Below are 25239 nucleotides of genomic sequence, written 5' to 3'. Positions count from 1 at the left end.
AACATCGCCGCCTTGATCCGTGCCGCGCTCCGAACCGCCCGGTTACCCGCGGTCGGCGGCGATCACCCGGGTGAGTTCCCCGAGATGCGCACGCAGCACCGCGACGCATTCCTCCGGTGTCGTGATTTCCGGCTGCAGCACGGCGCGGAACGCGAGCCCGTCGAGCAGCGCGGCCAGCCGGGGCGCCTCGACCTCCGCGTCGAGCGGTTCGAACCGCCCGCTGCGCTCGAGGGCTTCGAGGATGCGGTGGGCGAGCGTGACCGTCCCTCGGACCGCTTCCCGCGCGAGGTCGTCGAGCCCGGGATCGGCGCGAGCGGCTATCAGGAACTCCACGAGGACGGTCATTTCGGTGCGCCGCCGTTCGTCCAGCGGCAGGAGTTCGGAGAAGAACTCGGCGAGCTGGTCGACGACCTCGTCCGGCGCCAGCCCGGCGATCGGCGGCATGGCGTCGCGGCGTTCGATGAGCCGGGCGGTGGCGCGGTCGATGGTGGTGCGCATGGCGAACCGCATCAGGTCGTGCTGGCTGTCGAAGTAATGCCGCACCGAGCCGATGTTGAGGCCGGACTCCGCGGCGACCCCGCGCAGGGACACCGCGTGCAGCCCGTCCCGCGCGGCCAGCCGCAGCACCGCGTCGGCGATGTGTGCTCGCCGCTGCTCACTGTTCACCACCTTGGGCACTGGACTTTTATATCACGGCCGTGATAGAAGTTTTGTATCACGGGTGTGACAGAAAAAAGGGGGTGCGCCGTGGAGACGGTGCTGAATGTCCTGCTGATCCGGTTCGGCATCATCGCCGGGATCGTCGTGGTCGTCGGCCTGACCGGGTTTGCGCTGGTCGTCTGGCTGCGCAGGCGCGGTAAGGGGGAGCAGGTGGCGACGCTGGCGAAGTCCGCCGTCCGCGCGCTGGACCGGCGCGGGTCGCAGACTTTGCGGGGACGCGTCGGCGGTGAGGTCGTGCGCCAGGCGGCGCGCTGGCTCGACGAGGACCCGGAGCGGAAGCGGACCGGCCGGTGATCGCGCTCGCGGACGGCTCGGAGGTCCTGCACCACCTGATGGCCGACCTGCTGGTGAAGGGGTTGATCGTGGTGGGCGCGGTGCTGGTGGTGATCGTGGGGGTGGTGGTGATCTGGAAGAAGGTGGGCCGCTGAGCGCCGTTCGGCGGGTACGGGCGGCCCGGTCCGCGACGCGTGGCGGTGTCCCGGTCCGGGCCGCGCCGAGCAGGATGTGAAGGATCACGCCGGACCACGGGAGGACCCGATGAGCTACCCGTACGATCCCGAAATCGCCGCCGCGCTCCCGATGCTGCCCGCCGTCGACCTGACGGATCTCGACTCGGCCCGCGGCATGATGGCCGAGATGGTGGCGACGGAGCTCGCCGACCTCGACGAGACCGGCGTGACCACGCGGGACGAGCTCGTGCCCGGCCCGGCCGGGGCGCCGAAGGTCAGGGTGCGGGTGTACACGCCGGACCGGATCGCGACGTCCGCGCTGGTCATCGACATCCACGGCGGCGGATTCGTGGTCGGGGACCTGAGCGCGGTGCATTCGGCGGACGTCGAGCTGGCCCGGGAGCTGGGGGTCGTGGTCGTGTCGGTGGACTACCGGCTCGCACCGGAAGCGCCGTACCCGGCGGGTCTCGAGGACTGCTACGCGGCACTGGTGTGGGCCGTCGAACACGCCGATGACCTGGGGATCGACCCGGAGCGCGTGGTGATCCACGGAGTGAGCGCGGGCGGCGGGCTGTGCGCAGCGCTCGCTCTGCTGGCCCGCGACCGCGGCGGCCCGGCGATCGCCTTCCAGTTCCTCTCCATACCCGAACTGGACGACCGCCTTGACACCCCGAGCATGCGCCAGTTCGTCGACACTCCACTGTGGAACCGCCCGGCCGCCGAACTCAGCTGGGACTTCTACCTCGGCGAGGGCAAGCGGGGCGGCGACGACGTCCCGGTGCACGCAGCCCCGGCCCGCGCGACCGACCTCACCGGCCTGCCGCCCGCGTACGTCTCGGTGATGGAGTTCGACCCCCTCCGCGACGAGGGAATCGCTTACGCACTGGCCCTTCTGTCCGCCGGAGTGCCGACGGAGCTCCACCTGTTCCCGGGCACCTTCCACGGCTCCGGCCTCGTCCGGCATGCGACGGTGAGCCGCCGGGAGATGGCCGAGGGACGGGCGGTACTGGCTCGGGCGGTGGGAGTGGAAATCGCCTGATGGCGGCTGCGGCGAGGATTGCCACCCTTCCGTGAAGGGAACCATCACGGAATCTGATTCCCTCATGGTTCCCTTCACGGACTTCCAGCCGCCGCGGATTTCCCGGACGTCAAGGACCGTTGCTTCCGGTGGCCGACGTCAGGCCGGGTCGGCCAGCCGCCGCGCCAGCAAGGCGAGCCGGGCGCGGAAGCGGCCTGCCGGTTCGTCCAGTGACCAGCCCAGCGCGTCCTCGACGTGGGCCAGCCTCGCCGCCACCGAGCTGTGGTGCCGGTGCAGCGCGACGGCCGCCTGCCGCAGCGAACCCGTGCGGCAGAAGGCTTCCAGCGTTTCCAGGTCGCCGTTGCCGGAAAGGGAGGCCAGGGCGAGCACGTCCGGCTGGGACCGCAGCCGCTCCACCGGGATCTCGGCCAGCAGGGTGAGCGAACCGAGGTCCTCGTGCGCCACGAGACGGTCCGGCGGCGCCGCGAACCGCTCCGCAAGCCGGGCCTGCAGCCACGACTGCCGGGCGTCGAGGCCGTCGACCGCATCTCCCACGCCGACGCGCACCGTTTCCGGCAGCGCACGCTCGCGGGCCCGGGCGGCCAGCGCCTCGCGCAAGGTCGGGATGACCGAGCCGGGGCCTTCCCTCGGCTGAAGGACCACCGCGGCCACCCCGCCGACCACCGCCACTCGCGCACCGAGCGACCCGCCCCGCGCCACGAGGGCGACCGCGTCCGCACCCGGGTCGCGACCGTCTCCCGCCACGATCGCGACCACCCGCACCGGCCGCGTGGTGTCCAGGCCGAGCAGTACGAGCGCCCGCGTGCGGTCCTCGTCGGCGGCCTGTTCGCCCAGCACCAGCTCGACGAGCGCCGGATCGGCGAGATGCGGCGCGGCCGGTCGCGGACCCACCGGCCCGAGCACCCGGGCGGCAATCGCGAACCGTTCGAGCACGAGATCGTCGAGCGGCCCGGGTCGCCCGTCCCGCTCGAGCCACACCTGCCCGGGGACCTCCCCGCCGAAGTCGACGGTGAGCGATCCGGCTGGGCTTACCCCGGGCTTCGTGTCGGCGGTGAGCGATCCGGGCGGCTTTTCGCGGGGTTCTGGGTCGGCGGTAACCGGCCCTGCCGGGCTTTCCCCGTGCTCCGCGACAGCGGTAAGCGATCCGGGCGGACTTCCTCGACGCCCTACGTCGGCGGTAACCGACCCGGCCGGGCTTTTCCCGCGTTCTGGGTCGGCGGTAACCGGCCCTGCCTGGCTTTCCCCGTGCTCCGCGACGGCGGTAAGCGATCCGGGCGGACTTCCTCGACGCCCTACGTCGGTGGTAACCGATCCTGCCGGGCTTTCTCGGCGCTCTGTGTGGGCGGTAACCGACCCGGCCGAACTCTCCCCGCGCTCTGCGTCGACGGAAAGCGATCCGGGCAGGCTCTCCGCGCGTTCTGCGTCGGCGGATCCCGACCCGCGCACCCTTCCCCCGGACTCCGCGACCGCGGAAACCACGCCCCCATACCCCAGACCGCGCTCCACCGCACCGTTTCCGTCGCGCAGCGCGGTGCCGTCCGGGCGGAACCTCAGCGCGGGCCCGGCACCATGACGCAGCCCCGCCGCGCATTCGGCGAGCGAGGCCGTCGCGCGGACGAGGTCGGGCAGCGTCGCCCGGCGGGTGACCAGCTCGTCGAAGTACGCGATCACCCGCACCGCCGCCTCTGCGCCGGAGTCGACCGCCGACAGCCGCAACAGCAACCCCTTCATTCCGCCAGCCTAGCGCGGATCCGGGGGCATTGTGTCGCATGTGGACAGTCAGGCGAGCGGGTGCAGCTCCTCCCAGCGCGGCACCCGCGGCGGGAACCTCAGCACCAGCCCGGCTTCCTCCGGCGTACGGTCGGCCTTGCGCGCGTTGCAGCTGCGCGCGCTGCCCCCGCAGGCGGCGACCGTGTTGAGCCAGCTCGTCCGCGGACCGCCGCGCGAGATCGGCGTGACGTGGTCGACGGTGGTGGCGCGGCGGCCGCAGTAGGCGCACACGTGCCGGTCCCGCCGCAGTACCCCGGACCGAGACCACCGCGGCGGCCCCGCGTAACGCCACTTCATCACGACGTACCGCAGCAGCCGCACCACCTTCGGCCGCGGGAAGATGCCGAGGTCCGGCCCGTCGCTTTCGTGGACGACCGCGACCTGGCGGACCAGCATCCGGATGGCATGGGGGAGCGAGACGGTGTGCAGGGGCTCGTAACCGGCATTGAGGACCAGGACTCCCATGGCGACGGGCACCTCCTTTCCCGGGAACAGGCCGCGAACGCAGAAAGCCGCCCTGCCGGTGACCCGGCGGACGGCTCCTCGCTCACGGCGTGGCGGACCACGTCATGGCTGGGAGCCGGGAGGCTCCGGCAGGAACGCACAGTCGCTCCGGCTGGCCATGTAGTACCCCTTCGTTGGCTGGACCCCGTCATCATGGCCGCCCCGGCCCACGCCGTCAACGGAAATGCGCGCGGGGATCCACAGTGGACAGGGGAGGGTCACGGCCGCCGGGAAACCTTGCGCGAACCCGCTTCCCGGCTGCGGTAGAGCTCCCCGAGCAAGGCGGCCGCGGCATGCGTTGCGGGATGCGGATCGTGCGCGCGCCAGGCCAGCTGCACGGGAACCGGCGGCGCATCGCGGACCCGCCGGTACGCGATGCCGTCCCGGCGGTATTGCGTCACCGTCGAATGCGGGGTGACGCCAACGCAGCGGCCGGTGGTGATGGCGGCGAGCCAGTCGTCGATGTCGCGCGTCGGTTCCAGGCGCGGCCGGGAGTCCGGCGGCCACATTTCCGCCGACGTCGTCCCGGTGCGGAAATCGACCACCACCAGCCGGGAAGCGAGGTCGGCGAGCGTGACGGTGCGGCGGCGGGCCAGCGGGTCGTCCGCGGCCATGGCGCAGTAGCGGTCCTCGTGCCCGACGGTCGCGTGCGCGAACCGCCCGGACGGCACCGGCGTGCGTACCACGGCCAGATCGGCCAGCCCCTCGGCGAGCCCGGCGGTGGCGGTATTGGTCCGGACCAGGAGCAGTTCGACCTCCGGATGCCGCACGGCCCAGCGCCGCTGGAACTCGGCGGTGTGCTTGCCCATCGCCGACCACGCGTGCCCGATGCGCAGCCGGGTGTGCCCGGTGGTGGCCTCGCGGACGAGATCGTCGGCCTCGGCGAGCAGATGCCGGGCCCGCGCCAGCACCTGCACACCGGCGGTCGTCGGGGTGAGGCTGCGGCTCGTCCGGTGCAGGAGCTGTACGCCGAGAACCCGTTCCAGCGAAGCCAGATTCCGCGACACCGCCGCCTGCGAGACCCCGAGTTCCACCGCGGCGTCAGTGAAGGTACCTGCCTCCACGATCGTCACGAGGCAGCGCAGCTGACGCAGTTCGAGATCCATGCGTCCAGCGTATCGCTGATGCGGTCAATGCATTTTGCGTATCGATCGGACGGCGGCACGCTCGAAGGATGGCGACCACGGAACTGCGAATGCGTGACAACACCCGCGTGACCGGCGCGGCAATGCTGCTCGGCAGTGCGGTGTCCAACCAGCTGGGCGCGGCGACGGCGGCGCTCGCGTTCCCGGTGCTCGGTCCGGCGGGTGTGGTGGCGGTGCGCCAGTGGGTGGCCGGGGTGGTTCTGCTGGCCGTGGGACGACCGCGGCTGCGGCAGTTCACCGCCCGGCAGTGGTGGCCGGTGCTCGGTCTGGCCGCGGTGTTCGCGACGATGAACCTGTCGCTGTACACGGCGATCGACCGGATCGGCCTCGGACTCGCCGTCACGCTCGAATTCCTCGGCCCGCTGGCGATTGCGCTGGCCGGTTCGCGGCGCCGGGCAGACCTGGCGTGCGCGATCGCGGCCGCCGTCGCGGTGGGGGTGCTCACGCGGCCGCGGCCGAGCGCGGACTACGTCGGCCTCGGGCTCGCGCTCCTCGCCGCGGCGTGCTGGGCCTGCTACATCCTGCTGAACCGGACGGTCGGACAGCGGGTGCCCGGCGTGGCGGGCTCGGCCGCGGCGGCGGTGGTCTCGGGTCTGCTGTACCTGCCGATCGGGCTCGTCGTGATGCTGCACCACCCGCCGACGCCCGGTGCGCTGGCTGCGGCGCTGACCGCCGGGGTGTTGTCGTCGGCGGTGCCGTTCCTGGTCGATCTGGTGGCACTGCGGCGGGTGCCGGCGCAGTTTTTCGGTGCGTTCATGAGTGTCAACCCGGTGGTGGCCGCGCTCGTCGGGCTCGTGGTGCTCGGCCAGCAGCTCGACGTGCTGTCCTGGGTCGCGATCGGCGTGATCGTCGTGGCGAACGCGGTGGCAGTGCTCCGGCGTGTCGGCTGATCGGCGGCCGAGTCCGAGACGTACCGTCGCCGCAGAGGAGGTGCGGCGTGGTGCGGATTCCGGACCGGGAATGGCCGTCGACGGTCATCCCCGGCGATGCGCGCGAACGCGCACAGGCGACCGGTGTCCTGTTCCGCCGCATGGGCTGGGTCACCGAACGGCTCGCGCGCGACGAACGCGACGACGTCGAGCGGCAGCTGGAATTCTGGTACGCCAACGGGTATTGCCCGGACGCCCTCCTGATTGCGGTGAGCGCGCTGCCGGACGGGACACGTCAGCGACCGCGGCGATCCGGCGAACGGCCCGGCGATTTCCTGCGGGCACGGCTGAACGGCTGGTTCCGCGACGAGCCCGACGCGGCCATGGCGGAGGTACGCGAACCGCCGCGGCGCGGGCAGACGTTCGAGGCTTGGTTCGCCAACCGGCGCCGGCAGGCCCTCGACGAGGGCGCGTACCAGCGGCGATCGCGCCTCACCGACGCGGGGGAGCGCGCCCGCGCCGAAGCCCGGTCCATCGCCGCGGCCAGGCGGCCGGACCCGGTCGCGCGCGTACGCGAGAGCGAACGACGGCGCGCGGCGGCGCTGGAAAGCCTGCGGGTGACGGGAGATCCGCCCCCGGTGACACCGCCGGTGGAGACCGGGACGACCCCGCGGATGGTGGCGTCGTTCGCCGGACGGCAGGCGCTGGCCGCACATTCGCCTGCCGTCCGCCGGATCGTGGAGCGTCTGCGGGCCGAGAAGCGGGGACCGTCGGCGGCGGAGCTGGCCGTGCTGCGAAACGCCGTCCGCGACGCCCATCACCACGCCGGGCTGGGCACGCTGGAGGCGGCGAGCGCGGAGGTCAACGACGTGACCGAACTCACCGCGGACGGCGAGTGGATCCGGGATTTCCTGCGCCGCGCGTCGGATGATCGGCTCCCCGTGGACGCAATGGTGCGGCTCCTTCACCCGATGCGGTGAGCAGTGCGTGTCGGGTCCCTCGCTGCCGGGAAGGCCCTTCCAGACTCGCCCGGTGACGAACACCTCGATGGACGACGCCGGCCGCTGCCTGCTCTCGGTGGCATGGAACATCCGCACCGGCGGTCCGCGAGCAGACCCACGTTCAGACGCCGTCCGGGAGCGGCTGCAGACCGTATGCCGCCGCCTGGGCCACGCCACGTGCCGGTACGCGGCAGTTCATCCCGGCGGGGACCCGGTGCCGTTGCTGCGGCTGGCGGATCGGGCGTATGAGATCGACACGCTGCTGTTGCTGGTAGGCACGTCGCTGATCCCGGACCCGGCGCGGGACGCCCGCCGGTGGGGGGAAATCGACGGGCTGGTGTCGGAGCTGGACACGCTGACGTCCGCCGCGGGGGCGGCGGTGGAGCCGGTTTGCGGGGGGTTGCCGGGGGTTCCGGCTCGGTGAGGTGGGCGGTTGTGGTGGGTTGGCTGCGTTGACTGCGTTGGCGCCGTTGGGGGGTTTGACGGCGTTGACGGCGTTGACGGTTTGACGGGCTCAACCGCGTGGCGGCTTCGGCCCCTTGCCGGGGCGATCGGAGAGTGGCTCCGCTGTCTGTCGACGGGTGCGGCCGGTCAGCGAACCGGGTTGACGTCTGTTCTCCGTCGGTAGGTGCCGGTCAGTGGACCGGAGTTGGTTCTGCTCGCGGTGGTCCGGAGTTCGTTCTGCCGCCCGTCCCCGGGCGCGTGGTGGTCGGTCGGGAGACCGCCGTTCGTTGAACGGGTGTCGAGTGGACCGGAGTTGGCTCTGCTTGCCCGACAAGGGCGCAGGGTGGTCCGGTTCGTTCTGCCGCCCGTCCACGGGCACGTGGCGGTCGGTCGGGAGACCGGCGTTCATTGAACAGGTGTCGAGTGGCCCGGTCAGCGGACCGAGTTGGGCTCTGCTTGCCCGGCGAGGGCGCAGGGTGGTCCGGAGTTCGTTCTGCCGCCTGTTCTTGGGCGCGTGGCGGCCGGTTAGCGGACCGGCGGTCGTTGAACAGGTGTCGAGCGGGCCGAGTCGACTCTGCGTGTCTGTAGGCGGGTGCCAGGTGACTGATCAGCGGATCCGAGTTCTCCCCGTCGCCCATCAGCGAGCGCCTGCCGGTCAGCAAGTTCCCTCAGCACTCCGGCAACCGTGTGCGGAGCTCGTGCCCTGAGGGTGATCCGGGGTGCCTCGGATCCCTTCGGTGCGGCGCCGGACAGCCGCCACGCCGGGCCGGGAACGGACTCGCCGCCGACCGCGGCAGGGCGTCCGCCACCGTGGTCAGCGTGCGAGAACCGTTGGCAGACACCAAATCCCGGGTCAGGGGCGGCGGCGGACCCCGGCCAGCACCGCGCTCACGCTCGGCAGCCAGCGATGCCTCGGGTCCGGTGCGGTCAGCCACTCCGGGCCCACCCCGGGAATCTGCTGGCCGGTCGGCAGGGGGATGAGGGCGCCGCAGTCCAGGACGGTCACGTCCGCGGGCAGGGAGCCCCGCACGAGGAGCTGCCCGTCGGTTTCGGCGAGGATCGCCAGGCGGGGGCCCTGCTGGGTCGGCAGGATCAGGGACGGGCCTTCGCACCCCAGTGCGTCGAGGTGCGCGCGCACCGGGCCCGCGGAGAGTTTCGGCAGCGTGACCGCGCACAGGCCGTTTTCCAGCGCGAGGAACAGCCGCGGCCCCTGCCGCCGGACGGTCCAGCCGAACAAACCGCCGTAGTACGCCTCCGCCGGGTCGGGGCCAATGCGGTGGTCGGGACGCAGTTGCTGGTCGAGAGTCATCGTCGACGCCTTCCGCTCGCAGGGGGTACGTGACCATGCTAACGGCACTCAGTGCCACTAGCAACCCGGCTGCTACCGTTCGGGCATGAGCGAGGCGCCGCGCACCCGGGTCGGGGCCACCCCCGCCGGGCGGCGGCAGCTGCGCCGCGCGCTGGCCACGGCGGCCGTCGACCTCTTCGCGGCCAACGGGTACGAGGCCACCACCGTCGACGACATCGCCGCCGCCGCCGGCGTCGGGCGGCGCACGTTCTTCCGATATTTCGACAGCAAGGACGACGTCCTTTTCGCCAACCACGACGAGATCGTCGCCGAAATGGAGCACGTCTTCGAGACCGCCGACCCGGCGCGCGATCCGATGGAGGTGGCCATCGCGGCGGTGTCGCTGGTGCTGGAGTCGTACGCCGCGGAACTGGACGTCTCGCTCAAGCGGTTCACGCTGACCCGCACGGTGTCCTCGTTGCGGGACAAGGAAGTCGCGACGGTCGACCGGTACCAGCGCGTGCTGGCCCGCTACCTCCAGGAACGCTTCGCCGCCACCGGCGACACCGCGGCGACTCTGCGTGCCGCCGTCGCGGCAGCAGCCATCGCCGCCGCCAACAACCACGTCCTCCGCCGCTGGCTCCGCAGTGGCGGAGACGCCGACGTCGTAGCCGGGGCAACGGAGGCATTCTCCCTGGTGGCGGACGCTTTCCGGCTACCGGGGGAATCCGGTTCGGCGGCTGGGCACAACGCGGCGATCGACGGGACTGCACCGGTGACCCCTGCCGACGGCCGCGGTGGTGGGCCGGTGACAGTGGGCGGTTCACAGTCCGGCGACCCCGGCTCGGCACCCGGTTCCCCCGGGGCGGCGGGTGGTGGTTCGGTGTCGGGTTCGTCGGGTGTGGCGGCCGGTGGCTCGGCGTCGGGTGAGCCCGGTTCGGCGCTGGGTTCGTCGGGTGTGGCGGTGGGTGGCTCGGCGTCGGGTGGGCCTGGTTCGGCACTGGGTTCGTCGGGTGTGGCGGTGGGTGGCTCGGCGTCGGGCGGGCCCGGTGCAGCGCCCGGTTCGTCGGGTGTAGCGGCGGGCAGCTCGGCGTCGGGTGAGTCCGGCTCGGCATCGGATTCATCCGGGGTGGCAGCGGGCGGGCCTGACGCAGCGCCAAGCGGATCTGGTTCGGCTGCGGATGGTTCTGGCTCCGCCGTTGACAAGTCGGGATCCGCGAGTGGCGCGGGCTCGGCCCCGAGCAGGCCGGGCTTGGTGCCGGGCGGGCCTGGCCAGGTGTCGGGAGAACCGGCCTCGGAGCGTGGCCGTTCCGTGCGCGGACCAGGCGCCGCGGGCTCCGGCGTGGGGAAGTCCGCATCCGGCGAGCCTGCGCAGGTCGCCGGGGAGTCCGGGGCCGGTGAATCCGGATTCGGTGAACTCGCAGCCAGGGAGCCTGTGCAGGTGTTCGGTGACTCAGCGCGGACGTCCGGCGAGGAGGGCACCGTGGTCGCTGTCTTGCGGACCACGGCGCCGCTCGACGAGGTCGTCAGCCGGATCGGCGCCGTCCTTCGGGACGTCGAATCGTCCTGAACTGCACTGAGTGCCATTGACTCGTTTCAGCCGGGTTCAGCGCAGGGCGTTGACGGTGATGGTGAGGGTGTCCGGGTTGCCTGCCTGTACCGCGCCGCTGAAGTCGGGGCCTGGCGTGACGTCGTCGTAGGGGAAGGCGTAGCCACGGTTGTCCGGCAGTTTGCTGTGGACGATCCGGGCGTAGTGGTTGGTTTCCGCGTTCTGGTAGAACTTCGCCGGGTCCTCGCCGGTCGGCTGGTTCGGGTTGTCGCGCAAAGTGGTGCGGTTCAACGCGGCGGCGAGACGCGGGATGATCGCCCGGCGTGCGTCGCTGTCGCCCTGACGGATGGCGAACGGTCCACTGTCGCAGCTCCAGACGTCCGCGGTGGACGGTTTGGCGAACCGTTCGCCGTTGTTGAAGGCGAGTACGCCGTCGCCGCCGACTTGGCCGGTGAAGGCGCCGAGGTCGGGTCGCTGGGTGTCGATGGTGAGGGTGGACCCGGCGTATTTCTGCCATGCCTGGTCGATGTAGCCGTCGAGGTATCCGGCGAATTGGTCGGCGCGGTAGTGCGCGGACAACGCGCGCAGCGGTTTCCCGTCGCTGCCGGTTTCGATGAGGGTGTCCCATTTGCCGCCCTGTGCTTTGAGCGCGTCGCAGATCGAGTCGAGTGAGCGGGCGGGGAGGCCGGGCACGGTCTGGTCGCCCGAGCCGGACGTGGTGAGGTGCAGCCCGAGCGGGATTGCGACGAAATCGACGTAACTGATGTTCGCGAACAGCACGTCGTTGTTGAAAGTGAATTCGCAGAACGACCAGTTGCGCCCGTAATTCGGATCGTTGGTGGCGACGAAACTCGGATGGACGAGCGCCGGTCCGGGGTTGACGAAGAAGTCCAGCTTGTCGTCGAGAACCACGTAGATCCGGGCCGCGTACATTTTCGGGACGGTGACCTGGGAAAGCGATTTCAGGGGAATTGCGCAGTCGGCGCCGAGCGGGGTGAGGTCGTTGCCCGGTGACGGTGGATAGTACGGGGTGCCGTCGGATTTGAGGACCACCAGACGGTTGTCCAGCGTGGTTCCGGTGATGTAAGCGTAGGTCTGACCTGCGCCGGACCGGTCGTCGAAAGCCACTTTCGCGGTGTCGGGGGTGGCCGCGGAGGCGAACGCGGAATTCCAGAAAGGAATGGTCGCCGCTGCCGCGGATGCGCCGAGGAATGCCCGCCGGGAAATCAAGAAAACCGCCTCCTGGAATCGTGCCCTTTTCCGGTGCCGGGCACGCTAGCCACGGGTGGGTGACAGGGTCAACGCATTCCGGGGAAATTGGCTGATTTTGTCAGGGAATCGCCGAAAGGAATGCGCGCAGGACGAGACGCGGGCCGGGGTGCCCGGCCCGCGCTTCCGTGTCCACTGTGGACTCGGTCAGCCCACCTGCAGGTCGATGCAGGAGTAGAAAGCGTTTGCGGTGTCGGCGACGTTCCAGACGGCCAGCACGGTCTGGCGGCCGGTGTGCCCGGAAAGGTCGACCTGATGCGTGATGGTGGGTGGCGGCTGCTGCCCGCCGCCGTCGACGGTCGCGATCTTGTCGTTGCCGATCCAGTACTCGTAGCTGGCGGTGCGGTGCTGGGCGGTGAAAGTCCAGGTGAAGGTGACGTTCGTGCCGGTGGGGGTGGCTTTCCAGCCCTTGTTGTCGTCATTCAGCTCGGCGAACTGGGCGAGGCCGCCGTTGCAGCTGTGCAGGCCTTTCGGCCCTTCGACGCTCTGCGGCTCGTACTTGACCTGCCCGCAAGGGACCGTACCCTGCGCACATTGGGCCTGTCGGCTGGGCGGCGAATTGACGTACCCGTGCGCGCTGGCGATACCCGCCGGGCTGATCAATACGAGCACCGGGGCGAGCGCCGCACCGGCGGCCGCCGCGATGAGTTTCCGGTTCGCTTTCATGGCAGCTCCTTCGGGGAGTGCTCGCTTCCGCAGGCGGGTACGACGAAACGACGCACCGGCTTCCCCGAAGCCGGTCCGCGCGGAAGAGTGATCGAGCGAAGGGGTGGTGGATTTCTGGTCTAGACCATACTCCCGTCGCGGGCGGAAGGTCAACGCCTGGCAAAGAACGAGGGTGAAGTGGTTACCGGGCAACGGGAATGAGGAGTGGAGGATGCGTGCGGTCACCGTTTGGCGGGTGTCTTGCGCTGGATGGGTGGCCGGGTGCGGGCGGTGGGCACGCTCCGTGGTTACCGGTGGGGTGACTTCGGCTTCGAATGTCTACAGTGGACTATCGAGTGGGTGCGGGCGTGGGGGGTGTTGGGGCGGGCTCGGGGGGTAGGTGGGGGAATGTGCTCGCAGGGAAGGAAGGTTCCCGACTTTCGACGGGTTGAGCTGGGTTGGCGGGTAGTGGTGAACTGCTCGGTTGGGCTGCTCCGCCTTGGGGGATGGTGCGGGAGGGTGGGGGTCGCTCGGGCTCATTCGGGCGGGTGGTGATGGTCCGGGCTCGTTTGAGTGCGTGGCGCTCACTTGACCTTGCTTGGGTCGGTGGTGATTGCTCGGCTCGTTTGAGTGCGATGCTGAGCTCCCCAGCCGGGGCGCAAAAAACCGCCGGGTGTTGTCCAGTGCGGACAATACCCGGCGGGGAAAGGGAAATCAGTGCCCGACTGCGGCTCGGACTGATTCCTTCAACGAACCCAGCGTCGCTATCACTGCGGTCGGCTCGTAGCCGCAGTGTGCCATGCAGTTGGCGCATCTCGGGTCTTTGCCGCGGCCGAAGTTTTCCCATTCTGTCGTCTCGATGAGTTCCCGGTACGTTTTCGTGTAGCCGTCGTCGAGGAGGTAGCACGGGCGTTGCCAGCCGAGCAGTGAATAGGACGGGATTCCCCACGGCGTGCATTCCAGGTCGCGCTTTCCTTCGAGGAAATCGAGGAATACCGGGGAATGGTTGAGCCGCCAGCGTTTCCGGTTGCCGCCGCCGAAGGCTTTCGCGAAGAGTTCCCTCGTTTGCTGCACGCCGAGCCAGTGGTCCTGGTCCGGTGCCTTCTCGTACGCGTACCCGGGCGAGATCTGCATGTTGTCGACGCCAAGGTCGTTGAGATAGTCGAGCACGTCGATCACGTCCTGCGGGGTGTCCCCGGTGAAGAACGTCGTGTTCGTCATCACCCGGAAACCTTTTTCCTTCGCGAGCTTGATCGCGTCGACCGCGCCCTGGAAACCGCCCTCCTTGCGGACCGAGGCGTCGTGGCGTTCTTCGAGGCCGTCGATGTGCACCATCCACGCGAAATTGCGGTGCGGCTTGAACTTGTGGATGTGTTTGTGCAGCAGCAACGCATTCGTGCACAGGAAAACGATCTTGTTCCGGTCGAGCAGCTGCCGGGTGATCTCGTCGATCTGCGGGTGCATCAGGGGTTCGCCGCCGGCGATCGACACCATCGGGGCGCCGCTTTCCTCGATCGCGCCGACCGCCTGTTCCACCGGCATCCGCTGCTTCAGCAACGTGTGCGGCTGGGCGATCTTGCCGCAGCCACCGCACTTGAGGTTGCAGGCGAACAGCGGTTCCAGCTCGACCAGCAGCGGGAACTTTTCCTTACGCCGCAGCTTCTGCTTCATCAGATAGCCGCCCAGCCGGATGGACTGGCGCAACGGCATGGCCATGGCTCAGAGCACCTCCCGAGGTAGAGTGAACGTCACTTCTTCTTCCGCCGTCCGGCTTTCGGCGACGGTGACCGGTCCGAGCCCGCGCAGGGCGGCGACCACCTCGTCCACGAGGTGCGGCGGCGCCGACGCACCCGCGGTGAGGCCGATCCTGGCTGCCCCGGCGAGCCGGCGCAGGTCGATGTCGGCGCACCCGTCCACCAGCACGGCAGGTGTGCCCTCGCGCCCGGCCACCTCCACGAGCCGGCGCGAGTTGGACGAGTTGCCCGAACCCACCACCAGCACCAGGTCCACTTCGCGCGCGATCGCACGCAGGGCCCGCTGCCGGTTGGTGGTGGCGTAACAGATGTCGTCCTTGCGTGGCGCGGAAAGCCCGGGGAACCGCTCGCGCAGCACGGACGCGATCTCCTCGGCTTCGTCGAGCGCCAGCGTGGTCTGCATGGTGTACGCGACCCGCGATGCGTCGCGTGCGGTGACCGTGCGCGCGGCTGCCACGTCGCCGACCACCACGACGTCGTCGGGCGCTTCCCCGACCGTGCCTTCCACCTCCTCGTGCTCGGCGTGTCCGATGAGGAACACCGTGTCCCCGCGGCCGGAGTAGCGGCGGACTTCGTTGTGCACCTTGGTGACCAGCGGGCACGTTGCATCTATCACGGACAGTCCGCGCCCGGCCGCGTCCTGCCGGACGGCGGGGGAGACCCCGTGTGCGGCGAACACGAGCGTGGCGCCTTGCGGGACTTCCGTCACCTCGTCGACGAACACCGCACCGCGGTCCTGGAGACGGCGTACGACGTGGGTGTTGTGCACGATCTGGCGTCGCACGTACACCGGCGGACCGTGCTTGTCCAGCGCCCGTTCGACGATGTCGATCGCCCGCTCGACCCCAGCGCAGAACGACCGCGGGCTGGCCAGCAGCACCGTCCGCGGCCGGACCGCCTCCGCCCAGGCGGCGATCGCGGACCGGGCGAGTCGCAGGCTCCGCAGGCCGGCGATTCCATTCGCGACAGTCGCGGGATGGACCAACGGTTCCCCGGCAGTGTCCACAATGGCCCGGATGACCGCGAACGGTTCCCCCGGCGCGGCCAGCCACGGGGACTCCATGTCGACCGCCAGCGCGCCGGTTTCGGCCAGTGAAGCCCGTTCCCGTGCAGGTACGACGTGGGAGCTGCCGTGGATCGGTCCGGTGTGGACAGTCAGGCCCCGGCTGCGCAGGAAGCCTGCCAGGAGGGATGCCGAGGGAACGGGAGTCACGCTGTCCGGGCCGCGTACTTCGGTGGCGACCACGAGGTCACCGGGCCGCACGTCCGGGATGAGGCCGCCGCCGATTCCCGCGACGATCCGCGGTCCGGACGGAAGCCGGGTTGCCGCGGCGGCGGCCCGGCGCGGCCCGAGTCCGGTGTGGACGGTCCGCAGGCCACGCAGGGCGGCTTGCTCGATCCGCAGCGGGACGCACACAGTGGCGGGGGTCATGAGACGGACCCGGGTGCGGACAATGGGGGTTTCGCGGTGGTGGCGGCCCTGGGTGCGGACAGCGGAGACCTCACGGTGATCGCGGCCCCGGGCGCGGTTAGCGGTGACCTCGTGGTGGTGTCGGCGGATTCTGGCACGGTCAGCGCAGGCTTCGAAGTGGTGGTGGCGGTGGACCCGGGCACGGTCAGCGGTGGCCTTGCGGTGGTGGCGGACCCGGGCATGGGCAGCGCAGGCTTCGAAGTGGTGGTGGCGGCGGCCCCGAGCACGGTCAGCGGTGACCTCACGGCGATGGCGGCGGCCCCGGGCGCGCGCAGCACGCACCGCACCGTGGTGGCGGCCCCGGGCACAGACCACAGTGACCTCGCAGCGGTGGTCGTAGCGCACGAGCGCCCGGCCCGCACCCGCACACCATCACCCGCCAAGGACCCGGACACCGGCAACCCCACAACGTCAGTCACGACACATACCGCCCCAGTGCCGACAGCGGGAACACGACCCGATACAAGTGGTACGACAGATAGAAGTCGCCCGGAAAGCCCGTTCCCGTGTGCTTCTCCTCGTCCCAGCCGCCGTCCGGGCGTTGGCGTTCGCACAGCCACGCGACTCCCCGGGTGACCACCTCGGACTCCCGTTCCCCGGCGGCGAGCAGGGCCAGCAACGCCCACGCGGTCTGCGACGGGGTCGAATCGCCGCGTCCGGCCCATGCCGGATCGTCGTACGAGCGCAGGTCCTCGCCCCAGCCGCCGTCCGTGTTCTGGTGTTCCGCGAGCCACGTCACCGCTCGCCGGATCCGGTTGTCGCCGGCGGGAATTCCGGCCGCGACCAGAGCCGGGACCACCGCCCCGGTGCCGTAGACGTAGTTCGCGCCCCAGCGGCCGAACCACGAGCCATCCTCCTCCTGATTGTCCAGCAACCACTGTACCCCCCGACGGCATTCCCGCGTACCGGTTTTCCCTTCCGCAGCCAGCATTTCGACGACATGCGCGGTGACATCGGCCGACGGCGGATCGATTACCGCGCCGAAATCGCAGAACGGCAGCTTCGTTGCGAGTACCTGGGTGTTGTCCGCATCGAATGCACCCCACCCGCCGTCGCTGGACTGCATGCCCTCCAGCCACTGCACACTACGGTCGATCGCCGCACGCAGCCGCAGATGGTCCGGCTTTCCCATGCGGCGCAACGCAAGGACGACCTCGGCCGTGTCGTCGGTATCCGGGTAACCGTCGTTGGCGAACTCGAACGCGAACCCGCCCGGCTGCAGCGACGGCCGCCGCACCGACCAGTCTCCGGGTACCCGGATTTCCTCGCCCAGTACCCAATCCGCGGCCTTCACCAGCATCTCGTCACCAGGTGAGACACCGGCGTCGAGCAGTGCGGTCATCGCCAATACCGTGTCCCACACCGGAGATTGGCACGCTTCGAGCCGCCGGACCCAGCCCTGCTCGGTCTTTTCCCGGATCGTGAAGCCCTCCAGCCCTTCCAGCCCGGCCTTGAGCGCGGGATGGTCGAGCGGGTAGCCGAGCAGATGCAGCGCGAGAATCGAGTACACCCACGGCGGCTGGATCCCGCCCCACGACCCGTCGGCCTCCTGCCGCGCCAGGATCCATTCCGCCGCCTGTTTCATCGCGATCTTGCGGACCGGGTTGAACGGCAGTTTCGCGTACGCATGCAGCGCGGTGTCGAGGTTCTCGAAGACGCCGTCCCACGTCCACGGCGTGCGCGTCTTCGGCGGACGTTTGCCGGTGCGCAACTCGGCGACGTCGAAGGGCAGCTTCCGTACCGGGCGCAGCGTGCCGACGATGGTGAGCGGCACGATCGTCTGCCGCGCCCAGCACGCGAAATCGTAGACGTTGAGCGGGAACCACGACGGCAGGAAGATCATTTCCGGCGGCATGTTCGGCAGGTCGTCCCACGACCACTGGCCCACCATCGCAAGCCAGATCCGGGTGAACACCCGCGTCGCCTCGATACCGCCCTGGCTCCGGATGTACTCCGCGGCCGGCGTGAGCCACGGCGCGTCGGCCGGGTCACCGGCCAGCCGCAGCGCGACCCACGCCTCGACGGTGGTCGACAGGTCGGCCGGGCCGTCCGGGAAGTTCGCCCAGGTGCCGTCGGCGCGTTGCTGCGAACGGATCCAGCGCGCCGACTCCTCGGCGATCTGCGGCGTGAGGATCCCGAGGAAATGGCGCAGCAGCAGGTCTTCCGCGTCCATCGTGACGTTGGTCGCCAGCTCGCCCTTCCACCAGCCCGCGCGATCCTGTTCGCGGCGCAGGAACTCGACCGCGGCGGCGACGGTGTCGGCGGCGGTGCGCGGGGTGGCCGTGAGCCGTTGCGGCACGGTCTGGGTCATCACGCTTCCCTTCCGGCGATGAATCGGGCGATGGCCACGAGATCGGCGCGCGGACCCGGCGGGATCGCCGACAGCGCCTGCTCGGCGGTGGCCACCCGGCGGGCAGCTTCGGCGACGGCCCATTCGCGGCCGCCCGCGGACTCGACCAGCGCGGCCACCCGGGCGAGATCGGCGTCGTCCCCGGAGTCCTGCCCGGCAAGCCAGGCGGCGAGTTCCCGCCCCGCCGTGCCACCCCGTGAGGTCGCGTACGTGATCGGCAGCGACTTCTTGCGGGCCCGCAGATCGGAGTACACCGGTTTGCCGGTGACCACCGGGTCGCCCCAGATCCCGAGCACGTCGTCGACCAGCTGGAACGCCAGCCCGATCTCCTCGCCGAACAGCGCGAGCGCGTCGACCACCTCGGGCGGTGCTCCGGCAAGCACGGCCCCGATCGCGGCACTCCCGGACAGCAACGCGCCGGTTTTGCCCCCGGCCATCGTGACGCATTCGGTGAGCGTGACGTCGTCGCGCTGTTCGAACGAGACGTCCAGGACCTGGCCGTGAATCAGCCGTCGCGTGGTCTCGGCCAGCAGCCGCCCGGCGGGTATCGCATGAGGGGAACCACTGTCCAGCACCACTTCCTGGGCCAGCGCGAGCATCGCGTCGCCGGTGAGGATCGCGTTCGCGGCACCCCAGAGCGTCCACACCGTCGGGCGGTGGCGGCGTTCGGTGTCACCGTCCATCAAATCGTCGTGGACGAGCGAGAAATTGTGTACCAGCTCCACGGCGACCGCGCCGGGTACGCCCATTTCCGCGGACGCCCCGGCAGCCTGCGCGGACACCACGGCCAGCGCCGACCGTACGGCCTTGCCGCCGTTTCCGTCGGTGGGAACGCCATTCGCGTCGGTCCACCCCAGGTGGTACGCGCTGATCGCGCGGCTGCCCTCGTCCAGCCGGTCGACGGCCGCCCGCAACGCAGGCTGCACCAGATCGCGGGTCCGGCCGAGAATTTCCGGTACCGCCGCCGCACGCACTGTCGCGGTATCCGATGCCACCTCCGCGGTAGAAAATACGTCGGCGGTCATGCTCCCACTCCCTCCTCTTTCTTCCCGGGCACGTTCTGCTGCAGGAGGGCAGCCGCGGCGGCAGCACCACTGCGCGCGGCGCCCTCCATCGTCGCGGGCCAGCCGGTGGCGGTCCACGCACCGGCCAGGTACAGCCCGGGCGCGGCGGTGATCGCGGACGGGCGCAGCGACGCAGTCCCCGGACCAGGCCGGAACGTCGCATGCCGCTCGCGGGTGACGAAGAAATCCCTTACCTGTGCACCGCGCGCCTCGGGCAGCAGCGACGTCAGCTCGGGCAGCAGCCGTTCGCGCAGTTTCGCGGTGGGCAGGTCGATCTCCGCGTCCGCCGCCGACAACGACATCGCCAGGTACTGCCCGGAGTCCAGACCGGACTGCCGCGTCCGGTCGAACACCCACTGCACCGGCGTGCGGACCCCGGCGACGAACGGTTCGTCGAGCACGTGCCGGTCGAGCACCACGTGCACGTTGACGATCGGCGAGCTGCCCAGCCCGCCGGACCAGCCCGGCGTGAGCCGGATCGCCCCCGCGGGCGCGAGCTGCTCCGTGACCGGCGGCGGCGTGGCGAGCACGACCTGCCCGAACCTTTCCTCGCCGTCGTCGGTGCTCACCTTCCAGCCCTCGCTGACCGCTCGCACCTTGGTGCCGGTGCGGACCTCGGCGCCGGCCTCGGCCAGCCGTTCCCGCGCCGGTTCGCCGTGCAGCTCCCGCAACGGGACCAGCGACCAGCCGATGTCGGCCGCGGCCGGATCGGTGAGCAGGCCCTCCTGGAACACCGTGGCGGCAAGGCTCAGCGACGCGTCGTCGGCCGTCGCATTGAGCGTGGCCACCCCGACCAGGTCCCACAGCGCTTCGATCGCCGCCGCACTCTGCCCGTGCCTGCGCAGCCATTCCCCGAACGACTGCCGGTCAGTGTGGTCCGCGGCCGGGTCGACCCGGCGCAGCGCCAGCGCGGCGAGCGCGAACCGCGCCCGGTCAAGCGGACGCAGCGGCTCGTACCGCAGCAGCGAACCGGCCAGGTGCAGCGGGGCGGGCAGATCGCCGCGGCGCAACCAGGTCGACTCGGCTGCGCCCGGGGTGCGGATCGGGATTTCCAAGCGGGGCTGCAGAAGTACCCGATCGGCCACGCCCAGCCGCTCGAGCAGTGCGCGATATGCCGTGCAGCAGCGGAGGAACACGTGCTGTCCATTGTCGACATGCAGCTCGCCGCGGGTGAACGAATGCGTGAGCCCGCCCAGATGCGGCCGTGCCTCGAACAGCGTGACCTCGCGACCGGCGTCGGCGCAGGCAAGTGCGGTGGCGATCCCCGCGAGCCCGCCCCCGACCACCGCAACGGGCCCGGCCGATCCAGCTGACACAGTCATCGCCCGATCCCGGTCAGCGCCCGAAACGCCACCACCGCCTTTTCCCGGCCGGACAAGGAAAGCCGGCGGTCGAACACGAGCGAGGGCTGCTCGTCGATCCGGTCCAGCAAAGTGCGGTAGATCCCCGACATCGCTGTGCAGCACGCCGCACTGCGACCGTCCAAAGAGGGCACCAGCCGCAACCCGCGCGAGTACCAGTCACGGGCTCGCGCAGCGCTGTCGTGGATCAGCGCGGTGAGCCCGCCCTCGGGGTCGGCCAGTTTCCCGTCCTCGCCCACAGACAGCTCCACGCCGAACCGGTCGAGATCCTCCTTGGGCAGATACACCCGCCCGTTGAGCAGGTCCTCGCGGATGTCGCGGAGGATGTTGGTCTGCTGCAAGGCGATCCCGAGCTCGTCGGCGTACACCGGGGCGTGCGGCTCGGGTTTGCTGCCGAACACCCCGAGACACAGCCGCCCGACCGAACCCGCGACACAACGGCAGTACTCGACCAGATCCTCGAACCGCACGTACTCGCGCCCGGTCACGTCCATCTCGACGCCGTCGAGCAGTTCCTCGAACGCGCCCAGCGGAATCGGGTACCGGCGAGCCGCGTCGGCCACCGCGACGTACACCGGGTCGGTGCTCGCCGACAGGTCACCGAGCGATTTGCGCACTCCGGCGAGGCCGTGCAGCTTCGTCTCGGCGGACGCCTCGGTGTCGTCGCCGATGTCGTCGATGATCCGGGCCAGCGCGTACACCGCACACAGCGCCGAGCGCTTGTCCGGGGGCAGCAACCGGATCCCGTAATAGAAGTTGCGCGCCTGCGTTTTCGTGACCTCCGCGGTGTGCGCGTACGCCTCATCGACCGTCGTCATCCGGACCGCCTCCCAGTGCCCACCTGCAGCCAGCACAACCAACCCAGCATTCCGGCCCGGCTCGGCCGGACCGGTTCGGACAGCACGTCGCCCCCGCTCGCCCGCAGCGCGTCGACCGCCGCGAGCCCGCCGGCGAGGAACCCGCTCACCGCGAGCCGTCCCCATCCGGACAGGAGGCCGACCAAGTCCGCGCCGCTGCCCAGGAGGGCGGCGGCGCGGCCGGTTTCCCACCGCATCAGCTCTCTCACCCGGGGTGCCGCGTGCGCCGCCCCCAGTTCCTCCTCGGGCACCCCGAATTCCGCGAGATCCTCCTGCGGCAGGTACACCCGCCCCGCGCGGTAGTCCTCGCCGACGTCCTGCCAGTGCTCCACCAGCTGGAGCCCGGTGCAGATCCGGTCGGACAGCTCCCCGGCGGCCGGGTCGTGGACGTCGAGCAGACCGAGCACGATGCGGCCCACCGGATCCGCGGAAAGCCGGCAGTACGCGTGCAGGTCGGCGAACGTCGCGTAGCGGTGCACCCGCTGGTCCTGGAGGTTCGCCTGCACGAGCCGCTGGAACGGTTCCTCGGTGACCCGCCCGCCGCGGATGGCGGGCAGCAGCCCACGTACTGCAGCGTCTTCCGGGGTGCCACCGCCGAAAGCAGCGGACAGCTCGGCGGAGAATTTTTCCAGCTGCGCGACCCGGTCGCCCTCGGCTTCGTCGCCGAGGTCGTCGACGGTCCGCGCGACGGCGTAGACCGCGACGAGGTCGGCCCGCAGCCTCCCCGGCAGCACCCGCAGGGCCACCGGGAAGTTCTCCGCGTGCCGCTTCTCCCGCAGACCGCCCGTATCCGGAGCGTGACGGACAGCCGATGTGGATCTCATCGAAACCAGTGTCGCGCCCCCGGTCGGGCGTCTTCTGCCGCCGGAAGATGAATTTCGCTGGCTTCGACTTGGCACGAGACGACAAAGTGGGGTCAGGATGTTCCGAGGCGGACCCGCGCACTGCTGCCTGCGAAGGAAGGACTCCCGGACCGATGAAACCCGATCAGGTGACCCGGCTGGACGAACTGGAGACCGTCGTGACCCGGCGGCTGCCCGCCATTCTCAACGAGGTCCGCGACCAGCTGGTGGAAGACCATCCCGACTACGCGGAGTTCCTGACCGAGGAGCTCGCCGACATCGTCACGGCCAGCGCGGGGTTCGTGCGCCGGCTCATCGACGTCGCTGCGGAACCGGACGAGCGGCTGCCGGAGTTCGGTTCCGGCGTCGAGCAGGTGGTGTTCGAGGAAATCGGGCGTACCCAGTACCGGCAGGGGCGGCGGGTCACGAGCCTGCTGTCCGCTTATCGGGTGGGGGCCCGCGTGGCGTGGCGGCACGTTTCGGAAGCCGCACTCGACCTCGACGTCCCTGCCGAGCTGTTCGCTTCGCTGGCCACCACGGTGTTCGCTCTCGTGGACCAGCTTTCGGAATCGTCGCTGCGCGGGTACCTGCAGGAGCAGTCCGACGCGACCCGCGCGCGAGACCGGTTGCGCGACGAGCTCACCGCGCTGCTGCTGTCCGATCGCGCCGACATGGCGGCGGTGAACGCGGCCGCGCTGCGGGCGGAGTGGCGATTGCCGCGGCAGGCCGCCGTGGTGCTGGTGGAGGAGGACAACGAGCTGGGCCGGGAACTGGTTTTCCGGCTCGACGACAACTGCCTGCGGCTGCGCCGTCCCGGCGTGGTGGTGGCGATCGTGCCCGATCCGGGTGGTCCCGGACGGCGTGCGTGGCTGGCCCGCGCGCTGCGCGGCGGCGGTGCGGTGGTCGGCGCGTCGGTGCCGGTCGACCGGCTGCCGGCCAGCCTCCGGATCGCCGAGGTCACCGCGCGGCTGCGGCGGGACCACCTGCTGAGCGACGATCCGGTGTTCGCCGACGAGCACCTCGACGCGATCATCGTGCACCGCGACGACCGGCTGCTGGACGTGCTGCGAAGACAGGCGCTGGCCCCGCTCGACGAGCTGAACGAGTCGGCGCGGGAACGGCTCTCCACCACGCTGCGGTCCTGGCTGCTGCACCTGGGCGACCGCAAGGCGGTGGCCGAGGATCTGCACATCCATCCGCAGACGGTGTCGTACCGGCTCGGCCGCCTGCACGAGCTCTTCGGACCTTCGCTCGACGACCCGTCCGCCCGCGCCACGTTGCTGCTCGCGCTGGCCTGGGGACCGCCCGGGGAACACGGCGCTTCCGGCTGATCGGGGAATATCCCTGATGCGGCAGGTGGTTGGGAGTTCTAGGTTGGGGGCGGCAAAGATGGACGAAGGGGGAGAAAGCGGTGTGGACCGATCAGCTTTCGGCGCCGAAGCGCGTCGCGAGCGCGCGGTACGCGCCGGGCACCGCACCGCGCAGGGCAACGGGAATCCGCAGCCAGCGCGGCACGTAGTAGTCACCCGGATGCCCGGCGGCGCGCACCACCGCGGCTGCCACGCGCTCGGCGCTCACCGGCCGGGGCGTGCTGCGGGTGTACGCGCGGCCGCGGCGTTCGAAGAATTCCGTGCGCACCACACCGGGTACGACCACGCCGACTGTCACGCCGGTGCCGTGCAGTTCGAACCGGAGACTGTCGGCGAAAGCGTCCACACCGGACTTGGTGGCGGCGTACACCGCTTCTCCCGCAACGCCAGTGCGTCCGGCAATCGAAGACACGAACACGATTTGGCCGCTGTGCTGGGAAAGCATCGAGGGCAGCAGGGCGCGGGTCAGTTCGAGCGGCGCGGTGAGGTTCACCGCGACCAGGTGCCGCAGCCGTTCCCCGGACAGCTCCGGCAGGGGACCGGCCCAGCCGACACCGGCGTTGTTCACGAGCAGGTCCACCGATCCGGTGATTTCGAGCGCGCGAGTGGCGAGCTCGGCGGCGGCGCCCGGCTCGGCGAGGTCGGCGGGAACCACGGTGCCGCCGGTTTCCGCGGCGAGCGCGGTGAGCCGGTCCTTGTCGCGGCCGTGCAGCAGCACGTGGATGCCGGAGCGGGCGAGCAGGCGCGCGGTGGCGGCGCCGATCCCGGACGAGGCGCCGGTGACGAGCGCGGTGCGGGGCATCAGGCGACGGGCAGCGCGGCCGGGCGGTGGCCCATGCGCAGCGTGATGCCTGCCGAGCGCAGCGAACGGCGGAACCACCACAGCGAGCCGCCGATGGCGAGCGCGATCACGGTGTACGAACCGGCGGTGCTCACCATGAGGAAGTTGCCGACGGTGGCTTTCGCGAGCATCAGCAGCGTCACCGAGCCGTTCACCGCGAACACGAGCGCCCACAGCAGCGACACGCGCTGGAAGAACCGCCGCATGCCGGGATGGCCGGACAGACTGTCCGGAAACGAGCAGAAATCGCCCGCCAGGCGCGCGAGCAGCGGTTTGTTGAACGGCGCGGACACGAGAAACAGGCTCGCGACCACGAAATTCTGTAAGGTCGGCTGGAGAAAGTACAGAAAAGCGCTGCCGGTGGCCAGTCCCAGTGCGGTGCGCGCGACCAGCAGCACGGTGGTCAGCAGCAGCACCGCGGGGATCGGCTTGCGCAGCACCAGCCGTGTCACGAGCACGGTCACCGACCAGCAGAGCGCGGCGATGACCCCGCTGTCGAAGCTCACCAGGGTCAGGAGGAGATAGAAGAGGCCGGCCGGGACCAGTGTCGACTCCAGCAGGTGCCGGCCTCCGCCGACCACGAGATTGCGGAACGAGGGGAGGTCGATCGTGAGGTGGTGTCGCATGCGGGTTCAGC

24 protein-coding genes are annotated in these 25239 nt (G+C 70.6%); 8 read left to right on the top strand and 16 right to left on the bottom strand.

Annotated elements, in window-relative coordinates:
• Positions 1-42: 42 nt before the first annotated feature.
• Complete coding sequence (locus OO71_RS11080; protein ID WP_033289594.1) at positions 43-678, bottom strand: TetR/AcrR family transcriptional regulator; 636 nt, start codon at positions 676-678, stop codon at positions 43-45.
• Positions 679-747: 69 nt separating this feature from the next.
• Here OO71_RS11080 and OO71_RS11075 point away from each other — a divergent pair, with 69 nt between their 5' ends.
• From OO71_RS11075 to OO71_RS11070, 3 genes are all read left to right on the top strand, one after another.
• Positions 748-1014 (top strand): hypothetical protein, encoded by a 267-nt coding sequence (locus tag OO71_RS11075; RefSeq protein WP_033289593.1) that lies wholly within the window; start codon positions 748-750, stop codon positions 1012-1014.
• Positions 1011-1148: a hypothetical protein gene (locus tag OO71_RS50885; RefSeq protein WP_162186060.1), complete on the top strand. Its 138-nt coding sequence runs from the start codon at positions 1011-1013 to the stop codon at positions 1146-1148. The genes OO71_RS11075 and OO71_RS50885 overlap by 4 nt, the downstream gene beginning before the upstream one ends.
• 109 nt (positions 1149-1257) lie before the next feature.
• On the top strand, positions 1258-2208 hold the full coding sequence (locus tag OO71_RS11070) for an alpha/beta hydrolase (protein WP_033289592.1): 951 nt from the start codon (positions 1258-1260) through the stop codon (positions 2206-2208).
• Between the two features lie 138 nt (positions 2209-2346).
• Here the strand turns inward: OO71_RS11070 and OO71_RS51590 are convergent, their stop codons facing one another.
• The 3 genes from OO71_RS51590 to OO71_RS11055 all read right to left on the bottom strand — a co-directional run bounded on the left by OO71_RS51590 (position 2347) and on the right by OO71_RS11055 (position 5588).
• A complete protein-coding gene (locus tag OO71_RS51590; protein ID WP_051791427.1) occupies positions 2347-3939 on the bottom strand; it encodes a PucR family transcriptional regulator in 1593 nt (530 codons plus the stop codon).
• Positions 3940-3987: 48 nt separating this feature from the next.
• The gene (locus tag OO71_RS11060) at positions 3988-4443 is read right to left on the bottom strand and encodes an HNH endonuclease (RefSeq protein ID WP_033289591.1); all 456 of its coding nucleotides are present in this window, start codon (positions 4441-4443) and stop codon (positions 3988-3990) included.
• A gap of 257 nt (positions 4444-4700) precedes the next feature.
• Positions 4701-5588 (bottom strand): LysR family transcriptional regulator, encoded by an 888-nt coding sequence (locus OO71_RS11055; RefSeq protein WP_033289590.1) that lies wholly within the window; start codon positions 5586-5588, stop codon positions 4701-4703.
• 68 nt (positions 5589-5656) lie between these two features.
• Between OO71_RS11055 and OO71_RS11050 the strand changes: the two genes are divergently transcribed.
• From OO71_RS11050 to OO71_RS11040, 3 genes are read left to right on the top strand one after another with little or no spacing between them, the layout of a single operon-like run.
• Positions 5657-6517 (top strand): EamA family transporter, encoded by an 861-nt coding sequence (locus tag OO71_RS11050; RefSeq protein WP_051791426.1) that lies wholly within the window; start codon positions 5657-5659, stop codon positions 6515-6517.
• A 47-nt stretch (positions 6518-6564) separates the two neighbouring features.
• The gene (locus tag OO71_RS11045; protein ID WP_033289588.1) at positions 6565-7476 is read left to right on the top strand and encodes a hypothetical protein; all 912 of its coding nucleotides are present in this window, start codon (positions 6565-6567) and stop codon (positions 7474-7476) included.
• Positions 7477-7528: 52 nt separating this feature from the next.
• Positions 7529-7921: a hypothetical protein gene (locus OO71_RS11040; protein WP_245633632.1), complete on the top strand. Its 393-nt coding sequence runs from the start codon at positions 7529-7531 to the stop codon at positions 7919-7921.
• Between the two features lie 873 nt (positions 7922-8794).
• Here OO71_RS11040 and OO71_RS11035 read toward each other — a convergent pair.
• Complete coding sequence (locus OO71_RS11035) at positions 8795-9250, bottom strand: hypothetical protein (protein ID WP_033289586.1); 456 nt, start codon at positions 9248-9250, stop codon at positions 8795-8797.
• A gap of 85 nt (positions 9251-9335) precedes the next feature.
• Between OO71_RS11035 and OO71_RS53555 the strand changes: the two genes are divergently transcribed.
• Positions 9336-10799: a TetR family transcriptional regulator gene (locus tag OO71_RS53555; protein WP_483756974.1), complete on the top strand. Its 1464-nt coding sequence runs from the start codon at positions 9336-9338 to the stop codon at positions 10797-10799.
• 36 nt (positions 10800-10835) lie between these two features.
• Here OO71_RS53555 and OO71_RS11025 read toward each other — a convergent pair whose 3' ends face one another.
• The 9 genes from OO71_RS11025 to hpnC all read right to left on the bottom strand — a co-directional run bounded on the left by OO71_RS11025 (position 10836) and on the right by hpnC (position 22373).
• Positions 10836-12008: a glycoside hydrolase family 64 protein gene (locus OO71_RS11025; protein WP_033289585.1), complete on the bottom strand. Its 1173-nt coding sequence runs from the start codon at positions 12006-12008 to the stop codon at positions 10836-10838.
• Between the two features lie 186 nt (positions 12009-12194).
• Positions 12195-12713 carry a lytic polysaccharide monooxygenase auxiliary activity family 9 protein gene (locus tag OO71_RS11020; RefSeq protein ID WP_033289584.1) on the bottom strand — a complete coding sequence of 173 codons (519 nt, stop codon included), beginning with the start codon at positions 12711-12713 and terminating at the stop codon, positions 12195-12197.
• A 693-nt stretch (positions 12714-13406) separates the two neighbouring features.
• On the bottom strand, positions 13407-14408 hold the full coding sequence (hpnH, locus tag OO71_RS11015; RefSeq protein WP_033289583.1) for an adenosyl-hopene transferase HpnH: 1002 nt from the start codon (positions 14406-14408) through the stop codon (positions 13407-13409).
• Between the two features lie 3 nt (positions 14409-14411).
• A complete protein-coding gene (ispH, locus tag OO71_RS11010; protein WP_033289582.1) occupies positions 14412-15878 on the bottom strand; it encodes a 4-hydroxy-3-methylbut-2-enyl diphosphate reductase in 1467 nt (488 codons plus the stop codon).
• A 454-nt stretch (positions 15879-16332) separates the two neighbouring features.
• Entirely contained in the window at positions 16333-18228 is a 1896-nt protein-coding gene (shc, locus tag OO71_RS11005) for a squalene--hopene cyclase (RefSeq protein ID WP_033289581.1), read from the bottom strand.
• Complete coding sequence (locus OO71_RS11000) at positions 18228-19292, bottom strand: polyprenyl synthetase family protein (protein ID WP_084144856.1); 1065 nt, start codon at positions 19290-19292, stop codon at positions 18228-18230. The genes shc and OO71_RS11000 overlap by 1 nt, the downstream gene beginning before the upstream one ends.
• A complete protein-coding gene (hpnE, locus tag OO71_RS10995; protein ID WP_033289580.1) occupies positions 19289-20653 on the bottom strand; it encodes a hydroxysqualene dehydroxylase HpnE in 1365 nt (454 codons plus the stop codon). The genes OO71_RS11000 and hpnE overlap by 4 nt, the downstream gene beginning before the upstream one ends.
• Complete coding sequence (gene hpnD / locus OO71_RS10990) at positions 20650-21510, bottom strand: presqualene diphosphate synthase HpnD (RefSeq protein ID WP_033289699.1); 861 nt, start codon at positions 21508-21510, stop codon at positions 20650-20652. Before hpnD ends, hpnE begins: the two co-directional genes overlap by 4 nt.
• On the bottom strand, positions 21507-22373 hold the full coding sequence (gene hpnC, locus OO71_RS10985; protein ID WP_084144855.1) for a squalene synthase HpnC: 867 nt from the start codon (positions 22371-22373) through the stop codon (positions 21507-21509). The genes hpnD and hpnC overlap by 4 nt, the downstream gene beginning before the upstream one ends.
• A gap of 152 nt (positions 22374-22525) precedes the next feature.
• Here hpnC and OO71_RS10980 point away from each other — a divergent pair, with 152 nt between their 5' ends.
• Complete coding sequence (locus tag OO71_RS10980; protein WP_033289579.1) at positions 22526-23722, top strand: PucR family transcriptional regulator; 1197 nt, start codon at positions 22526-22528, stop codon at positions 23720-23722.
• 91 nt (positions 23723-23813) lie between these two features.
• Here OO71_RS10980 and OO71_RS10975 read toward each other — a convergent pair whose 3' ends face one another.
• Both OO71_RS10975 and OO71_RS10970 read right to left on the bottom strand, forming a co-directional pair.
• Positions 23814-24563, bottom strand: a complete 750-nt coding sequence (locus OO71_RS10975) for an SDR family NAD(P)-dependent oxidoreductase (RefSeq protein WP_033289578.1) — start codon at positions 24561-24563, stop codon at positions 23814-23816.
• On the bottom strand, positions 24563-25228 hold the full coding sequence (locus tag OO71_RS10970; protein WP_033289577.1) for a VC0807 family protein: 666 nt from the start codon (positions 25226-25228) through the stop codon (positions 24563-24565). The genes OO71_RS10975 and OO71_RS10970 overlap by 1 nt, the downstream gene beginning before the upstream one ends.
• Between the last annotated feature and the right edge of the window lie 11 nt (positions 25229-25239).

Origin of the sequence: Amycolatopsis jejuensis (assembly GCF_000717335.1) — a bacterium.
Taxonomy (GTDB): Bacteria; Actinomycetota; Actinomycetes; order Mycobacteriales; family Pseudonocardiaceae; genus Amycolatopsis; species Amycolatopsis jejuensis.
The sequence above is the reverse complement of the archived record's forward strand: the minus strand, read 5'-3'. Positions and strand labels throughout refer to the sequence as shown.